The organism is Spirochaetae bacterium HGW-Spirochaetae-1 (assembly GCA_002839375.1).
In the GTDB taxonomy this organism is placed as follows: domain Bacteria; phylum Spirochaetota; class UBA4802; order UBA4802; family UBA5550; genus PGXY01.
Window position 1 is genome coordinate 322,715 of sequence record PGXY01000005.1, and the last position, 20,240, is coordinate 342,954.

Below are 20,240 nucleotides of genomic sequence, written 5' to 3' on the forward strand. Positions count from 1 at the left end.
TCCGGTCATACTACCTTTAAAGTCCCCCTCTGGGGGATTTAGGGGGCCCTTTTCGGTCTTCTGTGCTCTCTCCCTAGAAACTGATATTCATCCCCGCCATGGTGAAATGATTGGGTTGTTGTGAAGAATAATATGCATTACCGGGAATAAACAGACCGTAATTGGCGAAAAAGGAAATATCGGAAAAAATCTTCCAGCGCAGCGACAGGTCGATACCATGTCCAACCAATAATTCTTCTTCAGTGGTTTCTCCACCGCTTATTACACCATCCTTCTTGTCCTTCATATACAGGGAATACTTGGCTATCAGAGTTGTCCTTTTCAGGCGAAGATTATCAAGCATCTCCGTTGGTGACAGGGAGAATCCGCCCCTGAGCACGTGCAGGTTGCCCGGCGTAGGACGAAGGCCATACCCGGCCAGGAATGTTCCAAAAGTAACAAATCCCGTATCATTGCCGAGTGCGCCGGCAGTGGGGCCTGTATAGTTATCCCGATCGCTGTCGCCGGAACCGTAGGCATACTGAACCATGACAACGGGACTGGTCGTTTCCTTGATCTGCCAGTTCAGATTGAACAGGGCTGCCATGGCGCGGATTTTCTTTTCCTGCGATAAGGCGGTATAACTCGTACCGGTTTCGTAGATGAACTCACTGTTATAACTCAAATTCCAGGGCAGAGCGCCTTCGAGGCCGCCGCCCCAGTACTGGGACTGGTACCGCGTCCTGGTTCCCGCAGCCTCATCGGCGAAATCCATCTGGGCCAGGCTGATCGCATAGATCTTCTGATTATAAAGGATATAGGACAGGGAACCGCCGACAAAGAGACGTTTCGCCCCGTCGGCCACATCCTGGGAGCTGATGTTATAGGGATTATTGTCTTTTAAAAGAAGGCCCGTATATGATGTCAGGATTTTCGCCCTGATATAGCGGGTATAGACATCCACTTCGGCTCCATCGCCGCGGCCGTTAAGGACCAGGCCGCTTCCCAGGAGAAAATACTTGCGGCCCAGGGTCACCTCGATTTTCTTGTCGAGAAACTGGGCATTGATAAAGGCCGCATCGACATCGACCAGGTGATCCGTCGTATTACCGTTATCAACGGCACTGAATGTATACTTGCCCCGTACGTACAGGTAGCTGTTATTCCAGAGATAGGAACGCATCCAGAGACGGAGCGAATTTATGGAAGATGAGTATGAGGTACCGGCCCCCTGATACTGGTTGATAAAAACCGGCGTAACCCATCCGCCGTACTGGATACCCTTGTTCAAAAAGTTATTGCCTTCCCTTACGGCAGTCATATCCTCGTCGGGCCTGAATTCGGGGAAATACGAATCCTGCCCTGCCGTGTCCTTCGCCATTACCTGGGAGGATGACAGAAGAATGCCTATAATTGCTATAAAAAAATACTTTCTCACTGCTCACCTCCGCTCCGGTCACCAACCCGTCGCATTATTTCAATAAGTTCCTCGCCGCTCACCCTGTCCCACTCGCTGCCGTCCACTATCATTATTTCAGCGGCCACACAGGCCCTGAAGGCGTAACGCTCGGTCCCGAAAAGGTCATACCACAGGGAATCATCGAGCTTCAGATAACGGGCAGCCATACGGGCCACAACCCCTTTCCTGAGCGGGGCATTCTCGTTTATATCATACCCCGTTGCTACACCGGCCTTCTTCAGCACGTTCAGGTCCTGTCGGAACCCCGCGGAATTTCTGTCGAGGGTGACGACAAAAAGCTTCACGGCATCACCGAAGGTGGCCGTCTTTTTATCCGCCAGGTCATTGATGAAGGCCAGGGAACCCATGTCCTGGGCAAGCAGAGTGCTGCCGGTACAGATTATGCACAAGAGCAACAGACGTATTTTCATAGTATTCTCCTTAGTATGTTCACAAGACAGTTGCAGCGCTCAAGACGCACCGTCGCCCCATGCTACATCAGTTAATCTTATGGGAAATCTATTCTCACATTGACTTTGGCGTTACCCAGGTTATCAACTATGGAAGTATCGCCGCCCTCGGCTGAATCGCTGCCGAAATACTGCATCCCGTCCCTTTCATCACTGGAAATATTGGGGTCATAGACCTGTGTTGTTGGGTCAGTCACGAGTGAACCGCTTTCAGAATCATTCCCTTCCTGATCATAGGAAAGGTCTCCGGAAATATTGCTGGTCTGGCCATTGTTGGGGTCCACATCGAAGTTGCCCTGGGGCGCCCGGAAGGTCGTGCCGTAAAGACTCGTTGTGGCGTCCTCGATGGTTCCCCGGACGGAACTGGTGGCCACGGGAGTGGCTATTTTAAACACGGTCTTGACACGCTCTCCCCTGGCTACCTGGGCACGAACGCTGCCCCGGCGAAGGGCTATCTTCGTGTTGTTGACGCCTTTATTCACGGAATTTTCATAGATTTTCAGCATGGAAAGGGGCCTGATGGTCAGAGTATTGTTATTGAGCTTCAGGACCACGGTGGATTTGACACCGGTGCTGACTTTTGTGCCCTCTTTCAACTCCATGTTGGCCTTCAGTGGCGACCATCTACGGCCTTCAGAAAAAGCGGCCGTGCCTTTTACCGATACTACGGTTATACGGGCAAAGGCCTCGCTGAAGCTGAAAAGGCATATAGCCGTTATAACTATTGTTAAAAACTGATATTTTTTCATACGCATCTCCTGATTAAACACTTTTGCGGTGTTCCGCGCGAAACAATTGTCTTCTTAATATACAATATCTATTATTAAAAGACAACGCGGAACCTGCCCTATGCCTGTAGTACCTTACTGAACCGGAAAATAGGTAAAATAACTCGTCATTTTTATGGACATAAAAGGGAAAAAATCTATTTCTACTTTTTGAGAATATGGTATCACCGCATACATAATTTCAAGGTTTTTTTTATTTTACCGGTTAATTTTCTATAATAAAATAAAACACATTCCCTCGGCGAGAATATGTATTCAATAATGGCATTTCCCTTCATATACCCGTATTGAATTCACATAATTTACTCTCTATTTGTATTGACTTTTGACAAAAAAAGGAAAATTTTGTATTTTAGATGCAATAATCAAAGCAGACCGGGGAGACGAATGAAAAAAACAGGATTGTTATTATGCATAAGCCTCGTTATGGGCCTTATATCAGGCTGTTCCACGAACAATGAGGCCATTATCGTCATCAATACGGGCCAGGAACCCACGGGCCGGGCAGCCGTAGTTCCGTCCAATGTCACGTCCATAACCGTGACCGTATCGGCGTCGGATATAGGCTCCCTGACGCAGACCTTTTCGGCGGGCCAGGCCGTCATTTACATGACCGCGCCCATTGGCTCCAACCGAACCATTACTGTAGCCGCCAATATAAACCCGGAAGATCCCGGGGCCCTGCTCTCCTACCGTGGAAGCACTATCGCGAACCTGTCACCCGGTGAAAACAATATTACGGTGAATATGGGCCCGGGGGATACAAAACTGATGATACCGGAACCTGATCCATACATAACCCGCCGCCTTCGGCAAATCAATGATTTCTCCAGCACAACATGGGCACAATTAACTGCCACAGATTTTACCAATTCAACAGTGGGCACTTTCTACCCATGGGATATCGATTTCGATCGGCAGGGCCGAATCTATATTGCCAATAATGTCTATTATGATTACAGCCAGGTCATCCGTATTGATAATTTTAACGCCCTTAATGATACGGTAATTGTACCTTCTGCCTTGATGGAAGCGGCAGATACAAAGGCAATCGCTATCGACCGGATAAACAACATTCTCTACCACAGCACCGGGTCCACCAGTATTTACCGCGTGGACCTTAACGGAACATTACCCAGTCTGGGTACGCTGATATCCGTAACAGCCATGCTGAGTCAGATACTTGCCATGGCCGTGGACGATGCGGGCATGCTCTACATCGCCGGCATGACGGCCGCTACACCGATTTCTCCTTTGCCGGGAAGTACCTATGTGATTATTAAAATCAATCCGGCCAATCCTGCGGTTCTCATGGCATACTACGCTACGGGTCTTGATTTCGCTCTTCTAACTGTTTCAGCCGGCACCAAGTACTTTGCTGATATAGTTATATTTGACCAGTATATCTATGTTACCAACCAGGCCGGTGTGTCAAACAATAAGATTCTTAAACTGAACAAGTCTCTGGAACTGGTGGCGTCCTATGGACAGCCCTTTGACGGAACACTTCCCGATAACGACCAGGGACAGTTCTGGGGACCTCACCATTTCGCCGCAATCCGCAGCGACGGCATCTATATATTAGACGAAAATTTTTACAGTGGCAGTTCCTACGACAGGATAGTCCGAATAGACGACATGGACGGTTCAGGCTGGCAGGTCTTTGATAGCGCTTCCATAGGGCTGACTTTTAACATGTATTACGCCTGCTGATACATGAACATCGTCTTTTACACTTCAGGACGCACCGGCACGGGACGCCTCATCCGCGGTCTGTGCGTGGCCACCGCTCTGAAACGAAAAGGCATTGACTGCACGTTTACGATCATTTCCGGATCTCCCTTCAGTCATCTGGCCGGGACAGTAGGTGTGCGCCATGTAGAGATTCCCCTGGAGGACGGGACAAGGCTCTCCCGTGAAAACTTTCACCGGTCCGCGCTCTTCTCCACGCTCTGTTCCCTGGAGCCCCATATCATCCTTGTAGACCTGAACTGGTTTGCCCTGCACCACATGATCCGGGAACTGCCGGGTAAAAAAATATTTCTCTCCCGCCAGGTGGCGGACCGCTTTTTCACTCTTGCCGCAAAGGATGAAACCCTGGCCTTCAATCCAGCGCAGTATGACCGGATCTTCGCCATCGAGCCCTTTGCAAGTGCCGTTCCCATGGAACGCCTCAACCCCTTCATTCTGCGAAATCATGATGAAATCTTCACAAGAGAAGAAGCCATGGAAAAACTGGGCCTGAATGCCGGGGATCGCCACTGCCTGATCAGCCACAACGGGGAACCGGGAGAGTTCCGTCAGCTCCAAAAAGATTTTTCATATTTGAAAGATGCGGGATATGTGCCGGCTTACAGCACGAGTTACGACGACGGAATTTTTCCCATTGTGGATTATTTTAACGCCTTTGATCTCATAGTCTGCGGCGGAGGGTATCATGCTTTCTGGGAAGCGGTGTACTTTGAAAAAGAATTCATACCAATACCCATGCCACGACTTCATGAAAACCAGCATCAGCGCATCGAATTATGCAAAGATTATCATTTCACGGAAAACGGCGCGGACGAGCTGGCCGACATCATCATGGCCCTTTAATACAAGCCCGTCCCCGTCCCCTCTCAGTGAAAAATCCGGTATGCGATATCCGACAGCCTCAGAAGCAGGTTATAGGCCGAATGATCGGTCACGGTATGACTCCCGTCTTCCACATTCTTGATATACCGGTGCATACTCTTCAATTCCTCCCGGTCAATCCAGAAGGCGCCGCAGGAGGGACAGTAATCCATGATTATATCGGAATAGTCGAGAAAGTTAATCTTTTTCATGATGACATTTCTGCAGTCCAGGCAGGTAAGGGCCGGCTGCCGGTCTTCGTGGGGGGCGTCATCAATGGAGCACGATTCCACATCGCCGCCGCTCTCTTTCAGCATCTGGTTGAGCTGGTGCTGGTGCACCCACATGCCGTTGCACGACCGGCAGATGAGAATATTCTCACCCTCTACTTTTTCATGAACCATGACATCGTTGCATCGCGGACAATCCATACGGTCCTCTCCTTGTTTAAATCCTCATGTCTCCCGCCGTACCTGTGCCGGGATTAGTCTCATTATCCGGTTAAAAAGCAAAAAGTCAAGTCAAAGAGAGAATCCGTCAGAGAATATTTTCTCCGGGTATACTCATTTTTTACTTGAATCTGTCGCGTACACCCCGTTTATAGACTGAGGAATATGTCACCGCACATAGACAGTTATTCAATTTTATATATCACAGCACACTGCCAAACAAAAGGGGTACACAATGCTTGAAGACAGAGACGCCGTTATAATCAGCGCCGTACGTACACCGCTGGGATCATTCATGGGAGGCCTTTCAGAAACAGGGGCCACGGACCTGGGCGCCATGGTCATTGAAGAGGCCATAAAAAGAGCGGGAATCGCCAGGGACAATATTCAGGAGGTAATGATGGGCCAGGTTCTTCCCCTGGGGTACGGACAGAACCCGGCGCGGCAGGCGGCCATGAAGGCCGGGATTCCCATGGACGCGGGCTGCGTAACCATGAACAAGGTCTGCGGCTCGGGCCTCATGACCATTATGATGGCCTCGGAACTGATAAAATCGGGATACACTGATATTGCCGTGGCAGGCGGCATGGAAAACATGAGCCTGGCACCTTTCTATATACCCAAGGCGCGCAAGGGAACCCGCATGGGAAACGCGGAAATCAAAGATCACATGGTCAATGACGGGCTCTGGGACGTGGTGAACGATTTCCACATGGGCATCAGCAACGACCTGATCTCGGTGAACTGGAAGGTGAGCCGCGAGGACCAGGACCGCTTCGCAGCCGAAAGCTACGCCCGCACCATGAAATCCATCGAAACGGGCCGCTTCAGGGACGAGATCATGCCCGTGCCCATGAAGGACCGCAAGGGAAACCCCTTTTATTTCGATACGGACGAATGCCCGCGGCACACCAGCTACGAGGACCTGGCAAAAATGAAACCGGCTTTCCAGAAGGAGGGCTTTGCCACGGCCGGCAACAGCTCCATCATCAGCGACGGGGCCTCGGCCGTGATCATCATGAGCTACGCAAAGGCGAAGGAAATGGGCCTGAAACCCCTGGTAAAGGTTGTGGCATCGGCCGCAGCCGGCATCGAACTCAAATATGTTCTCATGGCTCCCATCAATTCCATACCGAAAGCATGTAAAAAGGCCGGCATTGCCATAAAAGATATCGGCCTCCATGAGATAAATGAGGCATTTTCCGGCTCATCCACGGCGGTAAACCGCGTTCTGGAACTGGACCCGGCAAAGGTGAACGTGAACGGCGGCGGCGTTGCCCTGGGTCATCCCATCGGCGCTTCGGGTTCCCGGGTTCTCACCACGCTCATATACGAGATGAAACGCAGCGGAACGGCCCTGGGCCAGGCATCACTCTGTCTCGGCGGGGCCGAGGCCGTTACCATGATCGTGGAAAATGTGTGATATGATAAAGGGTCATGAACATGCACCGGCACGATAAAGACAGTCCCATCGATGCCATGGGGAAAATTCTCCAAGGTATCGCGCCCGGGGCCGAAAACCGGACCGGCGATACGTATATCAATGCCATCCGCAACGAGTTCATGACCTTCGACGGAACCATCACCGTGCCGCGAATTCCCGTGAAGGAGCTGGATATGGCCACGTCCCTGGACCTGGTGCGTGACCTGGTTCCCTTCATCCCGGAATTTCTCCGCGACCACACCGTGCTGGAAAAACGCAATCCACCGGCAGAGCAGCATCACATTCATCTTGTACGAAAACTCCGCGGCAAAGTCATGGACTTCACCCATATCTTCAAACTCGATTTCAAGTTCGGCGGCGATACCTCCACAATCATCGAACGGGGCACCTCGGACTGGTATCCCTCGTATACCACGGGCCGCATCTATTACAAATCGCGTCTCATCCCGGAGAACAGCGTACACCGCCATGAAAGCACTGCTCTCATCCGCCCCATACGCATTCGTGACGCCAACGAGGTGGAATCGGACCAGTTTTTCCACACCTTCGCCATTTTCGAGGACCTGAACGAACGGGAACTGACCAGGGAATTGCTGGGAAAAATAGACGGCGAGATCTTCCCCGTCTCCCCGGAGATCTACCCCTTCATTGTATATGACTATTTCTCGGCCTGCCTGAACATTCTCTATCCCGACGGAGCTGCATTAACCGAAGCAGTACGGATATACGAGCCCCTGTTTATCTATATTTACAGCCGGTTCCGGAACATCAGGGGTCTCATTAACATGAACTCCGTCATGGATCAATTCAGCGAAGAACTTACCACGGACGGCCAGGACCTGGCCATGACCGATGCATTCCGCGAACAACTGAAAAATTACTTCAGCCGCTTCAGCATATCGCGCGACGACGACATGATGGTTCGGGGATGGTGGAAGTTTGGTATTGCCCCCTAAATCCCCCGGAGGGGGACTTTGAGAAAAAAATTTCCCGATAAAAAAGGTTGTGGTGATATGAAAAACAAAATTTCTTCAGGCATTATTATCGCCCTCATGCTCCTGTTCACAATAGGCTGTTCCCGTGAGCTTGCTGTGAAAAGTGCCGCGCTCGGTTCCAACTTGTCTCCTGACGGAACTATCAGCGATAATAGCCTCGTGTTCACATTCAAAAAGCCCGATCCGGGAGCAGCGACGCGCGATCTCTTCAACTTCATCTACTTCGAAGGCGACACGGTCTGCTTCAGCTTTAAACTTACCCGAAAAGTCAATGAGAAGGATGTGGATATACAATTCATCGAACCGTCAACGGGGTCCGGTTTTAAAGCCGAACGCATCGATTTCATAGACGATAACGTGTCGGGATTTTCACTCCTGGGCAGCCTGCTGGAACAGTTTTACCGCGACCGCCTCACGCAGCCCCTGCCGGAGAAGGCCTTCTGCTGCGACACGATTCCTTTTTCTGTTCGGCTTGTTCTTCACGGGGAAAAGGGTGATGTCATTCATGAGAAGAAGGGGAGTTTCGAGATACGGTACCGCGACTGACTCATTCCGCAAACCGGACTCAATCCCCGTCAGTCGCGCCATCGTGAATATATTTACATAACAGCCGGTTGACGGTCACGGCTCCACATCGATAATATCCTTTAAGCTCGTTGATTTTTCCATGATGGAACCGGTAAATTCCAGTATTTTCTGATTCGCCTGGGCTATCTCCTGGGCTATCTCCGAGAGGCGGAAAACCGTTTTTATATTTTCTTCCATGGACGTGTTCTGTTCTTGCGTGGCATCGGCGATATCCCGGGACATGGTTTCCATAACGTCGGCCTGTTTCACCACTTCGTTTATGGCATCACCCTGGCCGGTGAGCACTGTCTTGGTCTCTTCAATAAGCACGTTTATATCCTCAATACTCCTGAAAATAACGGCTATAGAATCTTTCGTCTTATTGACAATGCTCATTCCCTCCTGAATGTCATGGATAATGCTTTTTATTTTAGAGGATATTTCCTTGGAATTATCTGAAGTGGCCGTGGCCAGTTTACCTATCTCGTCGGCCACCACGGCGAAACCACGTCCGTGCTCTCCGGCCCTGGCTGCCTCAATGGCGGCGTTCAGAGAAAGGAGGTTTATGCGGTCCGTTATATCATCGATCATGACCATGATGTCGTCAATAGCCTTGCCGCCACGATCGATAAGCTCCATTCGCTCGATCATCCTGGACAGGTCAGAGCCTGTTTCCTTTGCCGTGTCAGTAATCACCGCAACGCCTTCAAGCACCTTGAAACTCACCCTGGCCACGTTTTTCTGTGACCCCGTGAGCACATTGGTAAACTCCCGCGTCTTCTGCCCTTCATCTTTCTGTACCACGGTTGCGTCATGGATGCGCTCATTGGATGAGGTCAACTCCTCAAAGGCCGCGGACATCTCCTCGCTCGTGGCTGCCTGCTCCGTAGACAGCACACCGAAATTATTGCCGATCACAGCCAGTTCCCTGCTGATCTCGAATAAATCACGGGAAATACCGGTGATGGTTCCCACGGTTTTTTCAAGGAAATTCGTTCTCTCCCTGGCTACCCGCTCGTTCTTTTCCAGATCAATGTTGAATTTCTGGAGCTCCTTCTTCATCGTGTTAATCTTGTCAGCAAGTCCGAATGAAAAGATTAAAATAACCATGGATGACCCGATCTGTATGGCCCAGTTGGTGATAAACGTCGAGGGTAAAATACCAAATGACTTCAAAACATAGAGGACCGCGCCTACGACGAGAGCAGAAAAGGCGACGATACAAAAACGGGCCTCACGGGATCTTCTTAAGAAAAGAACGACCCCGATTATGGCGAGAAAAACGGCGCCGATCCCTGAACCGGCTGTCGAAAGCTTGATGCTCAGGGCATAGTTGCCGGTAAAAGATACCAGGCTGACAAGAAAAATCGGAAGCAGAATGCCGTAAATAATGAAACGATGCACTATGGGTCTTAATTTTTTTGTTTCAATATAGCGCACGATAAACAGGCCAGCGGTGACGATACAGTTGAGCATGAAAAACGGAAGGCAGTTATTGGCCCACCAGACCGATTGGGGCCACAGGTACTGGAAGGCAAAACCGTTCAGCGTTGACTGGAAAAGGATGAAGGTGATGATAAAAAGCGAATAAAAGATATAGGTGCTTTCCCTCACGGAGATGAAAAGGAAAAGATTATAAAGGGCCATAACCAGCATGAGGCCGAAATATATCCAGAATACGGGAAACTCTATATTCATACGCTTGATATAACTTCTTGCAGACCACAGGACAGGAACAAAATTCAGGGAACTGGCGGTCTGAAAACGAATATAATAGGTGTGTAAACCCTGGCCGGCGTTGAGGAGAAAAACGAAATTCCGGTCCACGATATCCCGCTCAATGAAGGGCCGGCGATCGCCGGTTTTCAGTACAGTAAAGGTTCCATCCTCAGCCGGGGCATACAGTTCGATATAGTCTATCATGGGATAATTGATCTCAAAATAGCATCCCTGGGAAGACCTCTGCCGGTTGTCCACGGTAAAGGAAAACCAATAGACCGGCGGATTAAAGCCGAAATTAAAACCGTCACCCGATGATTCCAGCCAGTCCTGTTTTTTTTCGGCCACATCCCTTATGGAAAAAGAACCCTCCCTGTCCGTAAGATACCGCATATTCCTGCCGATACGATACGACTCCAGGTCATCGGTGATTACAATGGGTTCAGCTGCAAAAAGAGGGGCCGAGACAAGAATCATCATTATGCATGCCTGTATGATATAACAGCGTCGCATATCTATTTCTCCTTAAATCCGGTCTTTCCGTTCCTGATGTTTCCCGCGTTCGAATCTATGCCATATCATTCTGTCATAATCCTGTTATGCGGACAAATTTCTAATTGAACTGACGTGTCAGTTTTACCGATGATCCGGAACTGTCAACTTCTATTCAGAATATTGAACGCGGTTCTTTCCAATGAATACCTGCTCGGTCAATTTTCCCTCCCGGAATGATCAAGAGGTGTGCTATGCACACTACCGCAAACCGATGTTCGGCAGAGCGGAGATTTTTATGGAGCAATGCTATTTTAAATCTTCTTCGAAAAAAAATCGGCATTTTCCGAAACAAAAATTTCTGCGTTGGGATTCTCTTTTATTCTCCCGATTTTTGCGGTGATATAATAGGGTGTCAATGCATGGGGCAGATCATCCCACTGGTTCATGAGATGGGTAAGGTCGGAAATATCGCCTTTACCTGTTGTTATAGGCCGTACAGTCATTTCTTTCGGTCTCTTTTGGGATCGGGGATAGTATCACACCGGAATATGATATGCGAAAGAATCGTTCCGGTCAAGAGATATTTCTCTTCATCATGTAGGCCTTTTCCCATGAAAAACACCGACAAAGCTGAAACACTTTTTTTCCTTGCCTTTCTGCCCGATTCCGGTAATCCTTTCTCCAAAAAGGACCTCGATCAGCGGTTCCCATCATTCACACACAAGGAGCACAACAATGCCTGATACCACCCTCACGGGGAAAAAAGCCCCGCGGCAGGAGGAAACCTGTCCCGATGCAAATGAGAGAAAAATCATAAGGCCCGAGTTCAGGGGATCCGCTTCTGAATACTTCAGGATATGGATAGTAAACTCCGGACTCTCCATCATCACCCTGGGGATATATTCTCCCTGGGCAAAGGTCAGGAACAGGCAGTACCTCTACGGAAATACCGTTCTTGATTCATCGGCCTTTCAGTATACGGCCAATCCCCTGAATATTCTGAAAGGAAGAATAATCGCCGCTTCCATTTTCGGCCTCTTTGCCCTGAGCAACAGGTTTTTCCCTGAATTCGCCCCGCTGCTTTTCCTCGCCGTGTGGCCCCTGGTCCCCTGGTTCGTGGTGAAGGCACTGCGCTTCAAGTCACGATACACAGTATATAGAAACATACCTTTTCAATTTGCCGGTTCGGTAAAGGAGGCCTACAAGTACTGGTTCTGGATGTATTTTCTCATGCCTCTGACCATGGGCCTTATCATACCCTATCTTGAATACCGGCAGAAAAAATACATCATTAATGAAAACAGATACGGCAAAACCCCCTTTGTTTTTTCAGGCAAATGGGAACCCTTTCTGGTCTATTACATACTGGGCGGGCTTATTTCTTTCGGCCTCATGTTTTTGGCGGGCGCTCTCATGGCCGGATCATATTTTGCGATAATGGCTCTGACCGGAACGGCCCTGCCGAATACAACGGACGACACGGCCTTTTTAATACCCCTTATGACCCTCATATACACCCTGTATATTATGGCCATTTTGTTTTTTATGTCCTACAAGAACACCTCGGTCTTTAATTATATCGCAAACAATACCTCGCTTGGATCCCTATCCTTTACCAGTTCCCTCAAGGTGAAGAAAATTTTCCTGATATATCTAGGCAATTTATTTGCCGTTCTTTTATCCCTAGGGCTCCTCTATCCCTGGGCCCTGGTGAGGCTCCTGAGATATCGCATAGACAACATCTATCTTGAAACAGACTCGGACCTTGATTCCTTCGCGGCCGCTGAGGACCAGAAAATTTCAGCAACGGGGGAAGAAATAGGGGAGGTATTTGACTTTGACCTCAGTATATAAGATTCCCGCCAATTATTTCCAGCCGGGACGGTCTGTTAAACTCGAGGCGGAAATAAGAATTGAAACAAACATGATAACCATTGTCCTGCCCGACAACAGTGTCCAGAAGTATCTCCTGGACACCGTTACGTTCAGCGACCGGGTAGGCAACACGCCCTGCACCATAAGGCTCCCTGACGGGGGCCTCGTGGAAATATTCGACAACGAGGCCCTGGACAGCCTGCTGGGGATACTGCCCGTGAAAACAAGGGGCCGGTTTGTCCACCTTGTCGAAGAAAAATGGCCTTACATGCTGGCGAGCCTTGCGGCAATCGCCGCCAGCATGTTCCTCATCTTATGGTTCGGCGTTCCACTCCTGTCAAAAACGATCGCGGAGAAAACCCCGCGTCGCGTCTCGGAGATGATGACGGATAAAATAATGGCAATCTTCGACAACAGGCTCCTGGCCCCGTCCGGTTTAACAAAAAAAACACAGGCCCGGTACACCCGTTACTTCAGAAAGATGACATCGCGGCTCGATGAAAATGATAAATTTCACTACAGGCTCCTTTTCAGAGAAGGCAACGCCATAGGGGCCAATGCCCTGGCCATGCCCGACGGGAGGATAATCATCACCGACGAGCTTGTCAGACTCATATCCAATGAACATGAATTTGCCGGGGTGATGGCCCATGAAGCGGGCCATGTTGTGCATCATCACGGTCTCAGGATGGCTTTGCAGGGCTCCATGGCCGCCATTGTGATGATATTCCTCACGGGCGACATGCTCTCCTCGTCATCAATTATCGCGGCCATGCCGGGGATACTGGTGGAAAGGGGATATTCCCGTGACTTCGAAAGGGAGGCTGACCTTTTTGCCCTGCGGTACATGAAAAATAACGGCATTCAGCCAAAACACCTGGCTTCGCTGCTGCTGAAGATTGAAAAGCAGCAGAATATGTCCGACAACTCGAGCATCCTTTCAACACATCCGCCCACTTCGGAGAGGATTCAGTTGTTGAAATAAGAGGGTTGCGGCAGGTAGCTCCCTGCCGGGGAGGGTGTCCCGAAGTTGCCTCCGGGAGGTTCTGGCCTTTATCAAAGGCCGTGGAGGATGTCCCGGTGTGGCCGGGACTGGCCGTGTTAGGGGGTGGTTGCACGACCACCCCCTAACGACCCCCGCGTGGTCGCTGGCCGCGACGGGCTGGGACTTTTTGTAACAGAATATTTTCTCAGTGAAGGCTGCGGACGCATCCTGCTTGTCCTCGCCTACAGCCTCATGCGCTCACCCGTCCATGGGTTCGCTTTCTGCTGTGTTTGTTCATGCCTGGAATTTCATTTAAACTTTAAACCTTGAACTGGATTTTGCACTGTCCTGTCAGGCTCACGCGCTGCTGTTTACTTCTTGCCGGAATCCACACCCTCAGTCGCCAGACTTCCTTCCTCTTATCCACACCGCCGTAATCCACGTCCTTCACATTCACAGCCCGGCGGGTGATCTCTTCCATGCACTCTCCGAAATAGTCCAGGAAGGAGGCAATAACGATTGCAGAGTCCTTTGACCGGCCTACCATGCGGTAGTAGGAAAGTAGTATTGAATCACGAAAAACCTGTCGCCTTATATTCAAGGCAAGTTGCAGTGATATTCAGTACAGAGTTTTGAGAGATTTTGATCGAAGGTAAATACACGGTATTTGCGGGAAAGAGCCGAGACGAGGATATTGACATCAACCCATCCGATACCTCTGCTGTTGACCTGCTCTTCACGAATAAATTGATAGACCGTCTCTTCATCCGTCACCGGAATCTTCTCAAGAACACCAAGCAGCTCTTCAGCCTTTACAGTAAGGCCGCCCAGGAGCAGTTCCCCGTACACGTAGGGATGCAGGAGGCACTGATTTTCCACAATCAGGTCCTTCAGGGGAAGGGCCTTTTTTTCACCCTTAAAAAAAGAGACCCACACATTGGTATCGATAATGATCACGAGGGTCGTCGCCTACCCGGTGCCATTATGTTTTTATCACTGCCAAAAAGATTGGCCAGTTCCCTTCTCTGATGAGATGCTATGATTTCTTTCAGACCGGTTTCGATTGCCTCGGTTTTTGTTCTCGCGCCGCAAATTTTCATGGCCTCGTCGAGAAGTTCATCATTGATATTTATGGTTGTTTTCATATGTATAATATATACATATTGATACATACGGTCAAGAATATTTTTGATTGCCCTGGCACCAGGGCGCGGTGGGGTTGTGGCCTTGATCAAAGGCCGGTGAGGGGTCCCGGCGTGGCCGGGACTGGCCCCCGGTTCAATAGTTCCTGAAAACTCTTTCCTATATATTGCAAACATATCGGCCGGATTGGAATGATCAACTGCGGGACGGTTTTTTAACCTTTACGAATCCATTTTCACCATATTTGATTTTTTGTTCATCGAAGGTCAGCAGGGTCGCATCGAGGACTCGCGCGGTTGCCACTATCATTCTATCGGCAGGATCACCATGAAAATCCCCCGGTAATACCGTACTCTCATAAGCAACTTCCGGCGACAGGGGATGAATACTGATGCCTGGAGCGGCGGTTACATTCCTGATCCAATCCAGTGTATTCTCTGATAAGGAAATACGTTCTTTTGAAACAAGCATGGCAATTTCCCACATGCAGATAGCGGGAATTATGATCGAATGATCCTTGAGTGCCTTATTAATATACGACAGAAAACCTGATTTTCTGATTCTTTCATCACCATTGACCAGCCATATTAAAACATGCGTATCCAGCACAATCATTTTTCGGCATCCCAGGTTTCAGGTATTGGTTTTGTTATATCATCATGAATCGTTACGGTATCTTTCATGTAGCCGAAAATTGTGTGCCCGGGCTTCGATGAGTATGGAATCAGTTTAGCAACGGGTTTCCCGTGTTTTGTAATAACAACTTCTTCGTGATACATGTTTACACGATCCATTATTCTTAAACATTTTGCTTTAAATTCAGCAGCTGATATCTGCATAACGATTTCACCAAGTGGTCATATTTATATAGTCATAATAACGTATAAACGTTTAAACGTCAACATATTCTATATATTTTAACCGTTTAATCCGGTGTGGCGGTGTTGACAAGGAGTCCCCTGCCGTGTAATGCACCTTCGGTGGGATTCTGGCCTTTATCAAAGGCCGGGTGAGGGTGTCCCGGTGTGGCCGGGACTGGAACACGAGGAAGGGGCAGCGCCGCCCCCTCCTCGACCTCCCCGGCGGTCGCTGGCCGCGACGGGCTTGGACTTTTTGTAGCAGAATATTTTCTCAGTTTTCCTTATCAGTAATAGTCAACCCATTCATGTCGGCCAGGAACAATTTCCACAGTTACTCCAGCCCCGTTGATTTCGAAAACCCTTTTTCAGGTTATCTTCTTGACAAATACCGGCATGCTGACTACGTTAAAGCTGAATAAAAACTAATGGAAAAATAAATGCTCTACCGCAGAAAAATACTGCTGTCCCTTCTTGAATTATTCGGAAATAATATTTCCAAACTGGAAGCCCATAAATATCTTTTTCTATTCTCAAACCTGAATAAAAATATTCTCTATGAATTTATTCCTCACAAATATGGATGCTATTCCTATACACTTGCCAGTGATATAAGAGCTCTTGAAAAACAGGCTCTCGTTGCACTGCATGATGATAAAATATATAAAACTTGTTCTCAGGAATTCCTCGAGTGTATCGATATCGAAGACGCTAAAAATCTTGGGGACGTTTTCCGGCAAGCCTCGGCGTTTGGGAATTTTGAAAACATGATGCGGCATGTCTACACAACCGCTCCTTTTTATGCCATAAACAGCATTGTTAAAGAAAAATATTTGAATAAAAATGAAATTGAATTCGTATATACAATGAGACCGGTCATTAGCACAACATCGCTGGCCACTATAGGATACGAAGGCATCAGCATTGAATCATATATCAATAAACTCATAAAAAACGATATCCGCTGTCTCGTGGATGTTCGCAGGAATCCTCACAGCATGAAATTCGGTTTTTCCGGCAGCAGGCTTAAAAGTATATGTGAAGAAACGGGAATAGCCTATGTATCCATAAGAGAGCTAGGCATAGACGCCGATAAAAGAAAAAAACTGGAAACGCAAGAAGATTATGAGAACCTGTTCCGGAATTATACACATGAAATTCTTGAGCACACGGATGCAGCACAGAAACGTGTACTGGAACTTCTGGAAAATTACGGGAGGATCGCCCTTACCTGTTTTGAAAAAGACATTAATTCATGCCACAGAAAAGTTCTGTCGGAATATCTTCAAAAAAAATATAAGCCTGTGGGACATATAGACCACCTGTAACGATATGCCGCGAGAAAAAGTATTAATAACCGTAAAAACATACCCCGTATATTCCAGAAGCTATGATGAACTGGTCTGTACCGCCGGTTTCAGGGAAGATGGAAGCTTCATCAGAATATATCCCATGCCCTTCCGAAAGCTTGAATATGACAGCAGGTTCAAAAAGTTTCAGTGGATAGAACTTGACCTGGTGAGGAACACCTCTGATTTCCGGCCTGAAAGTTATCGGCCCGGGGATATTGATAAAATTAAAACTCTGGAGTTTATCGATACCGACAAAGGAACGTGGGAAAGGCGGAAGGAACTATGCCTATCCAGAGTATATGAAGATATGACTTTGTTGATCAGTGAGGCTAAAGACAGGAACACTTGCACCTCACTGGCCGTGTTTAAACCGACAGAAATAACCGGTTTTGATATAGAGGAAGCGGGTCGGGAATGGAAAAGGGAGGAAGAGATATTGATCAGCCGTGATCAGCTGGAACTTTTTCCCGGGAAAAGAGATTTGGAAATTGTAAAAAAACTGCCTTATAACTTTTACTACAGGTTTACCGACAAAAACGGCAAAGAAAGCCGCATGATGGTGTCCGACTGGGAAGCGGGCAGTCTTTACTGGAATTGCCTGGAAAAACATAAGGACGAACAAAAAGCCTGCCTTGATGTTCAGAATAAATATATTCAGAATTTTGGGGACCGGGATATATATTTTTTTCTGGGAACAACAAAAGAATTTCATTTTACTTCAAAAAATCCCTTCATTATTATCGGGGTTTTTTATCCTAAGGCTGATGAACAGGGTAGGTTGTTTTAAAAATATTCCTCCATTGCAAATGTGGATTGCTACATGAAGCTAGACAAATTGAATTTTTAAATCTTATTAATTTTTTTAAATTCAGATAAAAGTTCTGGTCCCAAATATTTTAATATTTTTCTTTCGTCTTCATTCTGATTGGATAAATTTTCCAAAAATGAAACTGAGATTAATTCTTGAATTTCTTCTCCTCCATTTTTAAAAGTTTGCTCAATATACTCAAATATCTGTTGCACATTTTCCTGAGATGAATTCTTATAATTTGCAACACACCATTTAGCTATTTCACCTAAAAAAACATGAGGGAGAATTTCATCATAATCTTCAATATGTTCTTTTAAAATTGGTTTTAAGTATAAAAACTTATCAACAAAGTTATTTACGAATTCTTGACTTGGATATAACATTATTTGACTCCTAAAGCATTTTTTAAATCGTCTAATAGACTTTGCGCAGCTAGACGATCTTGATAAGATGCATTTGGAATTTTATTAAGCCATTTTTCTAATGCTCTGGAATACTCTTGACCTTTTGTTATATGAAATCGCCCAGATGTAGACTGTCCTGTTAATAATTCATTGCGGATAGCATCCGCCGTTGTTCCTGTCCCTATACGATTTGGATTTGCAACACCTTTATATAAATCATTAACTATATTCTGCAACTTTGGATCACTTATAGTAGGTTTAGAAAGATTTCCACCCCCCTTCACCCCTTGTTCAGCAACTCCTCCCCCTCGCCACAACTGGCTGGCATACCCGTAAATGGCAACACCGACCATCTGTGCTACATAAAGACCCGCGTATACCGCGACGAAAGTTCCGGCAAGGCTATAGGTCGTTTCGCATAAACCGGTAAGTGCGCAGCCTGCGAAAAGTCCGTATTCCCCGGCGCCCCAGGCCTCTCCTGCTCCCCGGTAATAGTCCTGACCCAGATCACCGTTAAAGCTGCTCATGTTCAGCAAAGCCATACCGGAAGCATCAAAGGATGTTCCCGCTGCGGCCTCGTAGGTGGTGGAATACGTTGCGCCGGCCGACTCGTCTAAGCCCGGATTTGAAAAACTGCCCGAGGTTTCAACGCCGGAAGAGCCGGAGAAGTTGTTGGCGCCATAGTTGTCAAAGGAGGGGGAGGTGTAGGCCCACGTGTCATAGGTTCCTCCATAAGAAGCTCCTCCATCGCTGTAATAGGTGCCTCCTCCTGAATTTCCTCCCCCACTGTTGTCCAGACCGAAAAATAAACTTACCCACGATTCCGAGGAACTCCCGGTGCGGTCCATATTGCTTACCGGGTTTCCGTGCACATACATGTACCGGTTCCATCCCTGGGTTGTAGCGGCCCCGTCTATTATGGTGTCGGGAGTAAGGAATCGTCCCAGAGACGGATCATAGTAGCGTGAGTTATAGTAAATAAAGCAACACCTTTTTACTCTGCCTGGAACATTAAAAATGTTGACATGCATATTTAGCTGATATACATCTATTATGGACGGAATATCTGGAATAATTCATTATGGATTTAAAAAAACAGGTTGGTTACTGGCATAGAGGGTCGTTATCAGATATTGATACAGCCGGTATTCTTATTGAAAAGAATAAATATCCGGAAGGGATGTTTTTCTGTCATCTGGCTATTGAAAAAATACTGAAAGCAGTATATGTAAAAACACAATCTGAATTTGCGCCAAAAAGTCATAACCTTTTTATGCTCAGCGAAAAAGCGGGAATTGATCTGAAAGATGATATAGAATATTTTTTTGGTATACTGATGATGTATCAGACACAGGGACGTTATCCCGAACCTTCACCTGTCGTGCATTCTAAAACGCAGATATTTCAATTTCTAGACAAAACAAAAGAGGTGCGGGCATGGTTAGAGAAGATGCTGTAAGAATCGCCCGGCAATATATTGCATTGTTGTCCGATCATGGTTTAAATATTACCAGGGCCATCCTGTTCGGCAGTTTCGCCAGAGGGGATTTTAATGATGGCAGCGACATCGACCTGTTATTGGTTTCACCTGCATTTGACACGGACAAAGACAGCTATTATGGATTGCTGTGGAAGCTGACAAAAATCAGCGACTACAAAATCGAACCGGTGCCTGTTGGAGAAGAATTATTCAACAGGGACTCAGGATTTCCCATCGTTGAAATAGCAAAACATGAAGGTTATGAATTGAAGATAGCCTGAGCCCCCTCCGGGGGCGGCGACTGAAGGTTAATGCACATCACGCATTTATTCGCCGGGGGCCGGCCGGGAACCGG

24 protein-coding genes and 1 pseudogene are annotated in these 20,240 nt (G+C 47.8%); 11 read left to right on the forward strand and 14 right to left on the reverse strand.

Annotated elements, in window-relative coordinates:
- Positions 1 to 73: 73 nt before the first annotated feature.
- From CVV44_11790 to CVV44_11800, 3 genes are all read right to left on the reverse strand, one after another.
- Entirely contained in the window at positions 74 to 1,417 is a 1,344-nt protein-coding gene (locus tag CVV44_11790; protein ID PKL38556.1) for a hypothetical protein, read from the reverse strand.
- Positions 1,414 to 1,869, reverse strand: coding sequence for a hypothetical protein (locus CVV44_11795; protein ID PKL38557.1), 456 nt, complete (start codon positions 1,867 to 1,869; stop codon positions 1,414 to 1,416). Before CVV44_11795 ends, CVV44_11790 begins: the two co-directional genes overlap by 4 nt.
- Before the next feature lie 77 nt (positions 1,870 to 1,946).
- Positions 1,947 to 2,663, reverse strand: a complete 717-nt coding sequence (locus CVV44_11800) for a hypothetical protein (protein PKL38558.1) — start codon at positions 2,661 to 2,663, stop codon at positions 1,947 to 1,949.
- A gap of 420 nt (positions 2,664 to 3,083) precedes the next feature.
- On the opposite strand from CVV44_11800, the gene CVV44_11805 reads away from it, so the two are divergent.
- Together CVV44_11805 and CVV44_11810 are read left to right on the forward strand one after the other, a co-directional pair.
- Positions 3,084 to 4,409 carry a hypothetical protein gene (locus tag CVV44_11805; GenBank protein PKL38559.1) on the forward strand — a complete coding sequence of 442 codons (1,326 nt, stop codon included), beginning with the start codon at positions 3,084 to 3,086 and terminating at the stop codon, positions 4,407 to 4,409.
- Between the two features lie 3 nt (positions 4,410 to 4,412).
- On the forward strand, positions 4,413 to 5,291 hold the full coding sequence (locus CVV44_11810; protein ID PKL38560.1) for a hypothetical protein: 879 nt from the start codon (positions 4,413 to 4,415) through the stop codon (positions 5,289 to 5,291).
- Positions 5,292 to 5,314: 23 nt separating this feature from the next.
- Here CVV44_11810 and CVV44_11815 read toward each other — a convergent pair whose 3' ends face one another.
- Positions 5,315 to 5,740 carry a hypothetical protein gene (locus CVV44_11815; protein ID PKL38561.1) on the reverse strand — a complete coding sequence of 142 codons (426 nt, stop codon included), beginning with the start codon at positions 5,738 to 5,740 and terminating at the stop codon, positions 5,315 to 5,317.
- 253 nt (positions 5,741 to 5,993) lie between these two features.
- Here CVV44_11815 and CVV44_11820 point away from each other — a divergent pair, with 253 nt between their 5' ends.
- From CVV44_11820 to CVV44_11830, 3 genes are read left to right on the forward strand one after another with little or no spacing between them, the layout of a single operon-like run.
- Positions 5,994 to 7,181 carry an acetyl-CoA C-acyltransferase gene (locus CVV44_11820; GenBank protein ID PKL38562.1) on the forward strand — a complete coding sequence of 396 codons (1,188 nt, stop codon included), beginning with the start codon at positions 5,994 to 5,996 and terminating at the stop codon, positions 7,179 to 7,181.
- A gap of 20 nt (positions 7,182 to 7,201) precedes the next feature.
- Complete coding sequence (locus CVV44_11825; GenBank protein ID PKL38563.1) at positions 7,202 to 8,158, forward strand: hypothetical protein; 957 nt, start codon at positions 7,202 to 7,204, stop codon at positions 8,156 to 8,158.
- An 18-nt stretch (positions 8,159 to 8,176) separates the two neighbouring features.
- Positions 8,177 to 8,743 (forward strand): hypothetical protein, encoded by a 567-nt coding sequence (locus CVV44_11830; GenBank protein PKL38564.1) that lies wholly within the window; start codon positions 8,177 to 8,179, stop codon positions 8,741 to 8,743.
- A 75-nt stretch (positions 8,744 to 8,818) separates the two neighbouring features.
- Here the strand turns inward: CVV44_11830 and CVV44_11835 are convergent, their stop codons facing one another.
- The gene (locus tag CVV44_11835) at positions 8,819 to 10,996 is read right to left on the reverse strand and encodes a hypothetical protein (protein PKL38565.1); all 2,178 of its coding nucleotides are present in this window, start codon (positions 10,994 to 10,996) and stop codon (positions 8,819 to 8,821) included.
- A gap of 293 nt (positions 10,997 to 11,289) precedes the next feature.
- On the reverse strand, positions 11,290 to 11,481 hold the full coding sequence (locus tag CVV44_11840; protein ID PKL38566.1) for a hypothetical protein: 192 nt from the start codon (positions 11,479 to 11,481) through the stop codon (positions 11,290 to 11,292).
- Between the two features lie 232 nt (positions 11,482 to 11,713).
- Here CVV44_11840 and CVV44_11845 point away from each other — a divergent pair, with 232 nt between their 5' ends.
- Both CVV44_11845 and CVV44_11850 read left to right on the forward strand, forming a co-directional pair.
- Positions 11,714 to 12,832, forward strand: a complete 1,119-nt coding sequence (locus tag CVV44_11845) for a hypothetical protein (GenBank protein PKL38567.1) — start codon at positions 11,714 to 11,716, stop codon at positions 12,830 to 12,832.
- The gene (locus CVV44_11850) at positions 12,816 to 13,838 is read left to right on the forward strand and encodes a hypothetical protein (protein ID PKL38568.1); all 1,023 of its coding nucleotides are present in this window, start codon (positions 12,816 to 12,818) and stop codon (positions 13,836 to 13,838) included. The genes CVV44_11845 and CVV44_11850 overlap by 17 nt, the downstream gene beginning before the upstream one ends.
- Positions 13,839 to 14,157: 319 nt before the next feature.
- On the opposite strand, the gene CVV44_11855 is transcribed toward CVV44_11850, so the two are convergent.
- The 5 genes from CVV44_11855 to CVV44_11875 all read right to left on the reverse strand — a co-directional run bounded on the left by CVV44_11855 (position 14,158) and on the right by CVV44_11875 (position 15,820).
- A complete protein-coding gene (locus CVV44_11855) occupies positions 14,158 to 14,385 on the reverse strand; it encodes a hypothetical protein (protein PKL38569.1) in 228 nt (75 codons plus the stop codon).
- Positions 14,386 to 14,435: 50 nt separating this feature from the next.
- On the reverse strand, positions 14,436 to 14,795 hold the full coding sequence (locus CVV44_11860) for a hypothetical protein (protein ID PKL38570.1): 360 nt from the start codon (positions 14,793 to 14,795) through the stop codon (positions 14,436 to 14,438).
- The gene (locus tag CVV44_11865; GenBank protein PKL38617.1) at positions 14,792 to 14,983 is read right to left on the reverse strand and encodes a DUF2191 domain-containing protein; all 192 of its coding nucleotides are present in this window, start codon (positions 14,981 to 14,983) and stop codon (positions 14,792 to 14,794) included. Before CVV44_11865 ends, CVV44_11860 begins: the two co-directional genes overlap by 4 nt.
- Positions 14,984 to 15,176: 193 nt before the next feature.
- Positions 15,177 to 15,596: a PIN domain nuclease gene (locus CVV44_11870; GenBank protein PKL38571.1), complete on the reverse strand. Its 420-nt coding sequence runs from the start codon at positions 15,594 to 15,596 to the stop codon at positions 15,177 to 15,179.
- Positions 15,593 to 15,820, reverse strand: coding sequence for a type II toxin-antitoxin system prevent-host-death family antitoxin (locus tag CVV44_11875; protein PKL38572.1), 228 nt, complete (start codon positions 15,818 to 15,820; stop codon positions 15,593 to 15,595). The genes CVV44_11870 and CVV44_11875 overlap by 4 nt, the downstream gene beginning before the upstream one ends.
- A 458-nt stretch (positions 15,821 to 16,278) precedes the next feature.
- On the opposite strand from CVV44_11875, the gene CVV44_11880 reads away from it, so the two are divergent.
- Together CVV44_11880 and CVV44_11885 are read left to right on the forward strand one after the other, a co-directional pair.
- The gene (locus CVV44_11880) at positions 16,279 to 17,166 is read left to right on the forward strand and encodes a hypothetical protein (GenBank protein ID PKL38573.1); all 888 of its coding nucleotides are present in this window, start codon (positions 16,279 to 16,281) and stop codon (positions 17,164 to 17,166) included.
- 4 nt (positions 17,167 to 17,170) lie between these two features.
- Positions 17,171 to 17,977, forward strand: coding sequence for a hypothetical protein (locus CVV44_11885; protein PKL38574.1), 807 nt, complete (start codon positions 17,171 to 17,173; stop codon positions 17,975 to 17,977).
- Between the two features lie 56 nt (positions 17,978 to 18,033).
- On the opposite strand, the gene CVV44_11890 is transcribed toward CVV44_11885, so the two are convergent.
- From CVV44_11890 to CVV44_11900, 3 genes and pseudogenes are all read right to left on the reverse strand, one after another.
- The gene (locus CVV44_11890) at positions 18,034 to 18,384 is read right to left on the reverse strand and encodes a hypothetical protein (protein PKL38575.1); all 351 of its coding nucleotides are present in this window, start codon (positions 18,382 to 18,384) and stop codon (positions 18,034 to 18,036) included.
- A complete protein-coding gene (locus CVV44_11895; GenBank protein PKL38618.1) occupies positions 18,384 to 18,689 on the reverse strand; it encodes a type IV secretion protein Rhs in 306 nt (101 codons plus the stop codon). Before CVV44_11895 ends, CVV44_11890 begins: the two co-directional genes overlap by 1 nt.
- Before the next feature lie 570 nt (positions 18,690 to 19,259).
- A pseudogene (locus tag CVV44_11900) lies at positions 19,260 to 19,436 on the reverse strand (hypothetical protein).
- Between the two features lie 50 nt (positions 19,437 to 19,486).
- On the opposite strand from CVV44_11900, the gene CVV44_11905 reads away from it, so the two are divergent.
- Together CVV44_11905 and CVV44_11910 are read left to right on the forward strand one after the other, a co-directional pair.
- Positions 19,487 to 19,864 (forward strand): DNA-binding protein, encoded by a 378-nt coding sequence (locus CVV44_11905; protein PKL38576.1) that lies wholly within the window; start codon positions 19,487 to 19,489, stop codon positions 19,862 to 19,864.
- Positions 19,843 to 20,166 carry a nucleotidyltransferase domain-containing protein gene (locus CVV44_11910; protein PKL38577.1) on the forward strand — a complete coding sequence of 108 codons (324 nt, stop codon included), beginning with the start codon at positions 19,843 to 19,845 and terminating at the stop codon, positions 20,164 to 20,166. Before CVV44_11905 ends, CVV44_11910 begins: the two co-directional genes overlap by 22 nt.
- The last annotated feature ends 74 nt before the right edge of the window (positions 20,167 to 20,240 follow it).